Below are 1,688 nucleotides of genomic sequence, written 5' to 3'. Positions count from 1 at the left end.
CCTGATGGACGGCCGCGGCGTGCTGCTGGACGGCCGCCTGCGCGGCCGCGCCGGGCCGCGCGGCCCCTTCGAGGCGACCATCGCGCCGGAAGGCGCGGGCCGCACGCTGCGCCTGGTCGCGGAGGATGCCGGCGCGCTGCTGCACGCCTTCGACGTACTGCGCCATCTTGAGGGCGGGCGGCTGAACGTCACCGCGAGCTACGCGCATAACGGCCGCGGCGCGCCGCTTTCGGGCACGGCGGAGATGAGCGACTTCGTCGTGCACAACGCGCCGGCCTTCGCCAAGCTGCTGCAGGCCATGACGCTGTACGGCCTGGTGGAGGCGGTGTCCGGCCCCGGGCTGAACTTCGCCCGGCTCGTCGCCCCCTTCACGCTGTCGCCCGAGGCGCTCACGCTCGAGGATGCACGCGCCTTCTCGGCCTCGCTTGGGCTCACCGCGCGGGGCACGCTCGACCGCCGGCGCCAGCGTGTCGCGATGGAGGGCACGATCGTGCCGGCCTACATCTTCAACTCCCTGCTCGGGAACATCCCGATCCTGGGCCGCCTCTTCTCGCCCGAGGCCGGCGGCGGCGTCTTCGCCGCGACATTCCGCCTCCAGGGCGCATTGGACGACCCGCAGGTAAGCGTGAACCCGCTTGCGGCGCTCACCCCCGGCTTCCTGCGCGGGCTGTTCGGGCTCGGCCAGCAGCCCGCGCAATAGAGCCGTTCAGTCGGCGCCGGCGGGGCGCGCGGAGGCAGGCGCCTCCGGCGCCACCGTGCTTCGCGCCTTCGCAAGCTCCTCCTCGAGCCACAGGCTGTGGTGCTCGCGCGCCCAGTTGTAGTCCACCTCGCCGTCGCGCATCGCCTCGAAGGCGCCTTCCTGGCCGACCGAGCCGATGTAGGCATGACCGATGATGAGCGCGATCATGCCGAAGGCGACGAGGCCGTGCACGATGTGCGCCCATTGCTGCAGGACCACGTCGTCCAGGAGGTGCGGCGCCATCAGCAGGATGCCGGAGACGGCAACCGCGATGCCGCCGATCATCGAGGCGAAGTAGAGCGCCTTCTGCGCCGCGTTGAACTTGCCCGCTGGCGGATGTCCCCTGGCGAAGGGCCCGCCCGCCCTGATCCAGGCCAGGTCCACGCGCGCCGGCAGGTTCGGCCGGAACCAGTGGACGATCATCACGAGCAGCCCGACCATGAAGGCGAAGGCCACGAACTGGTGCACCGCCTGGCCATAGAAGGTCACGGCCGTGAAGGCCGAAGGTCCGATCAGCGGGCGCAGCACATAGGCGCCCCAGATGATGTTGAGCCCCGTCAGCGCGAGCACGACGAAGCTCGCCGCGACCATCCAGTGGTTCACGCGCTCCACCAGTGTGTAGCGCGCGACCTTGCGGCCCGACCGCCCGTGCTCGAGGCGCTTCGTCCCCTTCATCAGGTAGAAGGCGGCGAGCGCGAGCACGACGAGCAGCAGCGCAACGAGGCCGCCGATGGTCAGCACGCGGTTGCGGAACTGCCGCCATTCGCGCCCGTCGGGCTGGATCAGGATGCCCGCCGACTGGTTCGGGATGGACACCGCGCCGCCGATCACGCCGCCGCGCAGCGCGTGGCGCAACTCGAGCTCGTCCGCCGTCTCGCGCGCGCGGGCGGCGAAGGGCAGGGCCGCCGGCAAGGTAGGCGCAGGCGTGCGCGCCGCGGGCTCCGTCACG

At 71.8% G+C, this 1,688-nt stretch carries 1 protein-coding gene and 1 pseudogene; one reads left to right on the top strand and one right to left on the bottom strand.

All coding sequences use genetic code 11. From position 1 onward, the window contains the following. Nucleotides 1-700: pseudogene (locus tag L2I40_RS22810) on the top strand (AsmA-like C-terminal region-containing protein); the annotation flags it as partial. A 6-nt stretch (nucleotides 701-706) separates the two neighbouring features. Here the strand turns inward: L2I40_RS22810 and L2I40_RS22805 are convergent. Then, the coding region (locus tag L2I40_RS22805; protein ID WP_237217650.1) for a formate dehydrogenase subunit gamma at nucleotides 707-1,688 on the bottom strand (982 nt) is incomplete at its 5' end.

Source organism: Falsiroseomonas oryziterrae, from assembly GCF_021864505.1.
GTDB classification, from domain to species: Bacteria; Pseudomonadota; Alphaproteobacteria; order Acetobacterales; family Acetobacteraceae; genus Falsiroseomonas; species Falsiroseomonas oryziterrae.
The sequence above is the reverse complement of the archived record's forward strand: the minus strand, read 5'-3'. Positions and strand labels throughout refer to the sequence as shown.